This window comes from Candidatus Limnocylindria bacterium, assembly GCA_036523395.1.
Classification (GTDB): Bacteria; Chloroflexota; Limnocylindria; order P2-11E; family P2-11E; genus CF-39.
The window spans coordinates 113,536-120,461 of record DATDEH010000083.1 but is presented as its reverse complement, the minus strand read 5'-3'; the positions used below and the strand labels follow the sequence as shown (position 1 = coordinate 120,461).

At 66.9% G+C, this 6,926-nt stretch carries 5 protein-coding genes and 1 tRNA gene; all 6 read left to right on the top strand.

The genetic code is table 11. The features are described 5' to 3' along the window. Nucleotides 1–102 precede the first annotated feature (102 nt). The 6 genes from VI056_11195 to VI056_11170 all read left to right on the top strand — a co-directional run bounded on the left by VI056_11195 (nucleotide 103) and on the right by VI056_11170 (nucleotide 6,915). Nucleotides 103–2,298 (top strand): DUF3048 domain-containing protein, encoded by a 2,196-nt coding sequence (locus VI056_11195; protein ID HEY6203595.1) that lies wholly within the window; start codon nucleotides 103–105, stop codon nucleotides 2,296–2,298. 60 nt (nucleotides 2,299–2,358) lie between these two features. Then, nucleotides 2,359–2,431: transfer RNA gene (locus VI056_11190), tRNA-Gly, on the top strand. Between the two features lie 273 nt (nucleotides 2,432–2,704). Further along, complete coding sequence (locus VI056_11185; protein ID HEY6203594.1) at nucleotides 2,705–3,664, top strand: riboflavin kinase; 960 nt, start codon at nucleotides 2,705–2,707, stop codon at nucleotides 3,662–3,664. 237 nt (nucleotides 3,665–3,901) lie between these two features. Beyond that, nucleotides 3,902–5,014: a serine hydrolase domain-containing protein gene (locus VI056_11180; GenBank protein HEY6203593.1), complete on the top strand. Its 1,113-nt coding sequence runs from the start codon at nucleotides 3,902–3,904 to the stop codon at nucleotides 5,012–5,014. A 459-nt stretch (nucleotides 5,015–5,473) separates the two neighbouring features. Next, nucleotides 5,474–6,067: a DUF1326 domain-containing protein gene (locus tag VI056_11175; GenBank protein HEY6203592.1), complete on the top strand. Its 594-nt coding sequence runs from the start codon at nucleotides 5,474–5,476 to the stop codon at nucleotides 6,065–6,067. A 116-nt stretch (nucleotides 6,068–6,183) separates the two neighbouring features. Beyond that, nucleotides 6,184–6,915 carry a DUF2182 domain-containing protein gene (locus tag VI056_11170; GenBank protein ID HEY6203591.1) on the top strand — a complete coding sequence of 244 codons (732 nt, stop codon included), beginning with the start codon at nucleotides 6,184–6,186 and terminating at the stop codon, nucleotides 6,913–6,915. Nucleotides 6,916–6,926 lie beyond the last annotated feature (11 nt).

The window sequence follows — 6,926 nt, the reverse complement described above, 5'->3', positions numbered from 1 at the left end:
CTGAAGAACCATGTGTCGCCAGTTCAATTCTGGCCCTCGGCACTGAATGTCGTCGCACCAGATAGACCCCGACTCCTCCAAGGGCGAGGTCTGATCGCCCAGTTGGCACGGTCCGTGCGCGAGTACCTGGGCGTGCCGCAGGGGCGGACCCACCATCGCGTCGCCGTGAGGCTGCTCGCCTTGTCGGTCGCCGCCCTGACCGCCTGCTCGAGTCCACTTCCGTCGGCGAGTCCCGAGCGTTCGAGCGCAGCCGCATCAGCGCCGGCGACGCCAAGTCCAACGCCGACGCCGCGTCCCCTCGTCGACGTGCGCTCCGTGGGCGTTTTCGGGACAAGCATCGCCGCCAGCGGTGGTTTCAGCGGGCCGGGCAAGTCGCAGATCGCGATCCTGCAGGACCCCCTCCGCGACTCGAGCCTGAAGATCACCGTCCGCGAGGCCAACGCCGACGGCGAAACGTTCTCGGAAACGACATGGCTCACGACTGCAGGGCCGCGCTCGTTCTCCCTGGCTCGCGCGAAGTTCGCCGTCGCGGATGTCACGTTCGACGGCAAGGACGACCTCGTCGCGCTGTACGACGCGGGCACGAACAGCTCGAAGCTGCTTGTCTTCAAGTCCACGGGCACGTCGTTCATGCCCCCGGAGCAGTGGTGGAGCGGGGACGATTACGTATGGAGCCGCGCGCGCTACATCGTTGCGGGGAAGTTCGCGGCGAACGACCGCGACGCGGTCCTCGTCGCGTACCAGAATGACAACTTCGACATGCGTATCCACTACTTCGAGTCGACCGGCTCCGCCTTCACGTTCAACGGCACGCAGGGCGTGTACGACTCCGGACCCGGGCAGGTGGATCTTGCGAAGGTGCGCCTCGCTGTCGGTCACTTCACGCGTAGCGGCGGCGCGCCTCAGCTCGCGGCCCTCTACCAATACCCGAACGCGCGCGTTCGGCTGAACGTCTTCGAGCCCTCGGCGAAGGGTCTCGAGCTGCAGACCAACGTCTACGAGACCGCCGAGGGTGAATACGACCTCGGCCGCGCATCGGTCGTCGCCGCGGACGTGACCGGTGACGGCAAGGACGACCTTGTTTCGCTGTACGGAGATCCGGATGGCAGCGCGCACGTCCACGTCTTCGACGCCGCGGCGGGGTTCCGTCCCTCCAACAGCTGGGCAGGCTGGGCCGCTCTGCCGTCCGGATCGAGTTGCGCCGGCGCGACCGCACTCCTCGTCGGTGACTGGAACGGCGACCGGCGGGTCGATGCGATCGGATTCGCGCCGACGGACGGCTTCGCCGCGCGCAGCTCTCTGCTGCAGAACCTCGGCGGGTCGTTCAAGGTCACCGAGAACAGCGAGCAGACGCTCTGCCCGCGCTGGCCGCTCAACGGTCTGCCGCTAGCGGGCGGATCGGCCACGAAGCGTCCGCTCTACGTCAAGGTCGACAACAATCCGACCGCCCGGCCGCATTACGGCATCAGCAAGGCAGATCAGGTCTACGAGTGGCTGGTCGAAGGATTGACGACGCGACTCGCCGCGGTCTTCCAATCGCGTGACCCGGACGTGATCGGCTCCGTGCGCAGTGTGCGCATGACCGACATGCCGATCCTCCCGAGCCTCGACGCCGCGCTCGTGTACACCGGCGGTGGACCCGAGGAGTTGATGGCCCTCCATTACGACGAGGCGGTGGCGCATCGCTACGTCGATCTCAAGCCCGGGTACGGGTGGGGCTACCGAGTCGCGTTCCGGCCGGCTCCGTACAACTACTTCACGACATATCGGGCGCTGCAGGACGCGATGACGAACGCGCCGGACGCGGACCAGCCCGCGAACGTGCCCGCGTGGGACTTCCTTCCACCGACGATCACCGATCCGCTTGCGGGCGGATTCGCGGGCAGCGTCGCCGCGACTTCGATCTCAGTGCCGTACCGCGCGCTGTTCGGCGTCCGCTACCAATACAACGAGGGCGCGCGGACGTATGCGCGCTTCGACGACGGTGTGCGGGAGGTCGACGCCGCGAACGGCGAGGTCATCGCGGCGAAGAACATCGTGATCATCCAGACCGAGGTTCACTTCACCGAGGCGTTCGGTCTCGATCCTGCCGGCAACCCCAAGCTCGACATGGTCCTCACCGGTTCGGGGCAGGGGACCGTGTTCCGCGACGGCCTCCGTCAGGACGTCACATGGACCCGTCCCGACATCTTCGACGTCTTCACGCTCCGCAGCGCCGCCGGCGAAGTGGTGCGGCTCGCGCCGGGACAGACGTGGATCCACATCGTGCCGAAGGACTGGACGATCCCGAGCCAGTAGCGCTCCTCTCGTGGAGTGCCGCCGTCCTATAATCGAAGTCGTCCGGAGCGACTCGGGCATGCGGAAGTGGCTCAGTTGGTAGAGCATCACCTTGCCAAGGTGAGGGTCGCGGGTTCGAGTCCCGTCTTCCGCTCAGTCAGACCGTCATTACGGACTTAGCAATACTTTCGGCCGGTGCGTTTCCAGCGCACGTGCCGCGGGTCGCGATATCGATCCCCAAGAGCATCCAGCCGATCCCGTCGAAGACGCCGCCGGTGTGCGCGATCGGTTCGAAGATCGTCGGGTTCGCGGAACAGATCAGGCGATTCCTCCTCCCGCTCCGTGATCCAGAGATGCTACGGGGGCACTGGGCGGCGAGGACTTACCTCGCCCGGGGCGGAACCCCTAGCCTGTCGGCGTGCACCCCATGACCGCACCGCGCGCCGTGCCCGTTCTTCGCGAGTACGACGACTGGCCGCGCGGGTCGCTGCACCTCGTGATCGGGGAATTCGACGGCGTCCACATCGGCCACCGGGCGGCCCTTCGGGCGCTCCGCGATACCGCGCGCCGGGACGGCGCCACCGCGCTCGCGATGCACTTCGACCCGATCCCGATCGAGTACCTCGCGCCGGCGGCGCCTCGCTCGGCGCTCACCGATACGGCCGAGCGGACCCAGCTTCTCTTCGAGGCGGGCGCGGATGCCGTCGTCATCGTCCGCTTCACCGATGACTTCGCCCACCAGCTGCCGGATGAGTTCGTATCGCGCGTGACGGACGCCGGTGAGGTGCGTCGAGTGATCGTCGCCGCAGACTTCCGCTTCGGGCACGACCGGGTCGGCGACATACGGACGCTCGTGTCCCTCGGTGTCAGGCACGGCTTTGTCGTCGACGTGATCGACACCGTGTATTCCGAGCGCCGGGCCGTGACCGCCGCACTCGTCCGCAATGCGCTGCTGGCTGGCGACGTCGCCGATGCGGATCGCCTTCTCGGTCGGACCTACTCCCTTGTCGGCCGCGCGGCCCCGGACGGTCGACTGCGCGCGAAAGGGCTCGGCCATCCCGCGATCGACCTGCTCCTGCCGACGGACCGGCTCGTGCCCCGCGACGGTGTCTACGCGGTGTGGGCCGTCGTGGAGGGTGAGCGCGTGGGCGCGGTCGCGAATCTCGCGCTGTCCGCGGGCGCGAGCGGCGCCGTCGAGCGGCACCTGGAGCTGCATTTCCTCGAGCGTGAAACAGAGCTCCGCGGGGAGTCCGTGCAGGTGTTCTTCGTGCGCCGGGTGCGCGACGACATGCGCTTCCCGTCGGGCTGGGAGCTCTCGCAACAGATCGCCCGCGACGTGGTGGCGGCGACGGCCGCGTTGCGCGAGGAGACGGTGCGCGGGAGTTAGATCATTCCTGCCGACAAGCGGCTCAGCTCGCGATTCGGAGCCACCCGCGATCGTCCTGAACGAGCCGGACGGTTACCACTTCCGCGTGCTTGACCCCCCCGTCTTCCGCTCCGAGGTTCGGCGTATGTGACTCAGGCCTGATGAAACGCCGCAGAGTCGGACGCCACAGGTCCGACAGGTCACTCACAAGCCCCTATGCTCCAGCCCTTACCACGTGGCGCATCCTCGGGGAGACAGATGAGCGCACCCGTGCGCGGCACCTGCGACGAGACGTTCGCGAAAGTGCGGGACGTCTTCGAGCGCAGCTTCGAGAGCGGCGAGATCGGCGCTGGCGTCGCGGTGCTGATCGACGGCGAGCCCGTGATCGATCTGTGGGGCGGCTGGACCGACGAAGAGCGGACGCGCCCCTGGGAGCGAGACACGATCGTCAACGTGTATTCGGTGACCAAAGGCATGGCGTCGGTCTGCATGAACCGCCTCATCGAGCAGGGACTGCTCGACCTCGACGCTCCGGTGGCGAAGTACTGGCCCGAGTTCGCGCAGAACGGGAAGCAGGACATAACGATGCGCCTGCTGATCAGCCACCAGGCCGGTCTGCCCACGGCGCCGCGGCTGCCACGCAACGTCGCCAACGACTGGACGGCGGTGACGACCGCGCTCGCCGAGGCCGCACCGGAGTGGGAGCCTGGGTCGCAGCAGGTCTACCACTGGGTCACGTGGGGCTACCTGAACGGCGAGGTTCTGCGCAGGATCGACGGACGCACGATCGGCACGTACCTGCGCGAGGAGGTGTGCGGGCCGCTCGGAGCCGATTTCCTGCTGGGCGTTGGGCCGGAGCACGATGCGCGCTGCGCGACGCTCGTCCAGGGGCAGGTGGTAACGCCCCTTGACGCTGCTCCGGGGCTGAGCCCCGAGGAGCGTGCGGAGGACAACGCGATGTGGGGCCCGAACTCGCGCAACTGGCGGGCCGCGGAGGTTCCGTCCGCCAACGGACACGCGACTGCGATGGGCGTCGCCCGGGTGTACGGCGCGCTCGCGCGCGGCGGCGAGCTCGACGGCGTCCGGATCCTGCGTCCCGACACGATCGACCGTGCGACCGTCCAGATCGGACCGGGCATGCAACCGATGATGGCCGGCGGGTCTCCGCTGCGCTTTGCTACCGGGTTCATGCTCTATACCCGAGCGCTTCCTAATGGCGGATCCGTCGCGACGTTCGGTCATGGCGGGATCGGGGGCGCGTTCGGCCTCGCCGACCGAGAGCGAAAGCTCGCGTTCAGTTACGTCATGAACAAGTTGAACTCGGGCTTCCGCACGCGCCTCGAAGCCGCGGTTTACGAGTGCCTCGAGTGAGGGTCCGCCTCGTTAGCCCGTGGCCGCCAGCGGCTCCCTTGCTCCTTATTAACCCGCAAACCGGAGCCAGCCGCGCTCGTCCTGAAGGAGCCGAGCTGTTACCACTTCCGCGTGCTTGACCCCGGCGGTTTCGCGACCAACCCCGCGACCCGCGACGCGGCAACAATGGGCCACTGTTCCCACATTTGAGAGTGGCTGCGCGTTAGAGGTGGACGACGCGGCCCGCGTCCGAGATCGTATCGCGCACCTCGACGTGCCCACTGCTGAAGTGCCGATCGAGCCGCGGCTACAGCCTCGCGAAGTCATCCTCTCCGGCCTTGAAGAGCCTCGACCGGACGCCCGCGCCATCGTGCTCAGCCGAAAAGCTGCTTCCTTAGCGGCCACCGCCTCCCGAACGCGCCGCGTAAAGTCCGGCGTACGTACACTGCGCGCGATCGCGCAACGGGGAGGTCGGCATAAATGAGCTATTCCGTCGAGGGCGACTACTTCGAGACCTGCAACTGCACGGTGGCGTGTCAATGCATCATGCTGAGCCCAGCGACGAACGACTCGTGCCAAGCCTTCGCAGCATGGCACATCACGCGCGGAACAAAGGATGGCGTTGATCTTTCGAACCTCAACGTCGCGCTCGCCTTGTACTCGCCCAAGAAGATGACCGATGGCGGATGGAAGGTCGCTCTGTATCTAGACGAGCGGGCCAAGCCTGACCAGGCTAAAGCTCTGGGCGCCATCTTCTCCGGACAAGCAGGGGGTCACCTTGCCGCCGTCGTGCCGCTCATTGGAACGGTAACGGGGGTGACGGCGGCGCCGATCTCTTTCGAGAAGACCAACGGCAAGCGACAGCTGAAGGTGGGCAAGCTTCTCGAGATGAACAGCGAAGAATTAACGGGAGGGGACGGCAAGACGGCGCCGGTGATCAGCAACCCGGCCCTGGGTATCGTTCCACAGCCGGTGCGAGTCGCGAGGGCCGGACGGATCCGTTACGACGGCGCCTGGAAGTTCGAGGGGTCGGGCACGAACGGATTTACGACGGAGTTCAAGTACGAGGCGTGACGAAGTAGCCGGCTGCGCGGGCCCTCACCGTTTCTAACGGGGTACCGCCCTTGAGTTCCACGGCTCCCAACTTCGAAGCTCGTTTCGGTCGCCTGGCGTTGACGGGGGCGGCCGTAGTGATCCTCGTTACGCTCCTCGCGCTCGCTGCCGTCGCGTGGGCCTACGTGGCCACACAAAGCAGCTCGATGACGATGTCCGCTGGGCCAGCCCCGGCGAGCTTCGCAATCTTCCTCGCTACGTGGGTCGTGATGATGGCCGCGATGATGTTCCCCGCATTCGCTCCGGTGGTGCTTGTGTACGCGCAATACACGCGGCAGCGGACCGGAACGTGGCCACTGCTGGCGGCGGTCTTCGTGGCTGGATATCTGATGATCTGGAGCGCCGTCGGGGTCGGCGCATACGTGCTCGTCGCGCTGCTTGTGCCGCTCATCGTCGAGATTCCCGTGGTTCAAGCTGCGCCGCAGGTGTTCCTCGGCGCCGTGATTGGCGCGGCGGGCCTGTATCAGTTGACCCCAATGAAGGACGCGCTTCTCACGCACTGTCGGTCTCCATTTCATTGGCTCTTCCGTGGCTTCCGGCCAGGCGTGAGGGGCGCCCTGCTTATGGGGATCGACGAGGGCGTGGTCTGCCTGGGCTGCTGCGTGGGCCTCATGCTCGTGCTGCTTGCGGTCGGACTTGCCAGTGTCGGGTGGATGGCCGCAGTTGCGGCTGTCATCTTCAGTGAGAAGGTCCTCGCGCCGACGCCGGCCGTCGCGAAGGGGGTCGCGGTGGTGCTTGTGGGATTCGGGATCGCAGTCGCGACGATCCCGGCGGTTGCCCAGTTCGTGATGGGCGGGTCGCCCATGTAGCTGCGGGTGGG

What these genes read in the sequence shown, in the direction of transcription:
- VI056_11180 (HEY6203593.1), top strand. Translation starts at nt 3,902, where the DNA reads ATGAGCGCACCCGTGCGCGGCACCTGCGACGAGACGTTCGCGAAAGTG.
- VI056_11175 (HEY6203592.1), top strand. Translation starts at nt 5,474, where the DNA reads ATGAGCTATTCCGTCGAGGGCGACTACTTCGAGACCTGCAACTGCACG.
- VI056_11185 (HEY6203594.1), top strand. Translation starts at nt 2,705, where the DNA reads ATGACCGCACCGCGCGCCGTGCCCGTTCTTCGCGAGTACGACGACTGG.